Source organism: Paracoccus sp. MC1854, from assembly GCF_014164635.1.
Taxonomy (GTDB): Bacteria; Pseudomonadota; Alphaproteobacteria; order Rhodobacterales; family Rhodobacteraceae; genus Paracoccus.
Genome location: NZ_JACJFU010000134.1, coordinates 1 through 693, shown reverse-complemented (window position 1 = coordinate 693; position 693 = coordinate 1). Strand labels below are relative to the sequence as shown.

General features: G+C 68.4%; 1 pseudogene. It reads right to left on the bottom strand.

Going from position 1 to position 693, the window contains the following annotated elements:
- Positions 1-693, bottom strand: a pseudogene (locus tag H5395_RS18445) (DDE-type integrase/transposase/recombinase); the annotation flags it as partial.

The window sequence follows — 693 nt, the reverse complement described above, 5'->3', positions numbered from 1 at the left end:
GCTCCACCATGCCGTTGGTTTGCGGGTGCATCGGCGCCAGGGGGTGCTCGATGCCGAGATCGTCGCAGAGGCGGTCGAACTCATGATTGCCGGTAGGGGAGCGGCGGCGCAGCCCGAAGAGCCGGTCGGTGAACTCCTTGCCATTGTCGGTCAGCACCCGGTTGATCCGCATCGGCGCGGCGCGTTCCAGGTCGCGTGAGACAAGCGCCGCGCGTTCGCAGCCGTCTTCGCCGGGTAGACGCGCACGAACACCCAACGGGTGGCGCGGTCGATGGCCACGAACAGGTAGCGCCGCCGGTCCTCGTCGGCCATCTGCGGCAGATGTTTCACGTCGATGTGGAGGTAGCCCGCCGCATAGTCCTTGAAGGGCTTGTGGGCGGGCCTGGGCGCGGCCGGTTTCAGATCGCGCAAGTTGCCGGCGCTATGCCGCCGCAGGCAGCGGTCGAGGCAGGAACGCAAGACATTCGGATTGAGGAACTCGCGCACCACCGAGAGCAGATCGTCGAGCGGCAGCAGCAAGGACTTGCGCAGCGCAACCGCCACCGCCTGCCTCGGGCCGGCGTCAGCGTGGTCTGCAACCGGTGCGGCGTGTGGCTCCGGTCATGGACGCCGTCGCGCTTGCACCATTTCCAGACGGTCTGCCCGGAGATGCCGTAGCGCTCGGCCGCCATCCAAGCCGGCTCCGTGCCCGCC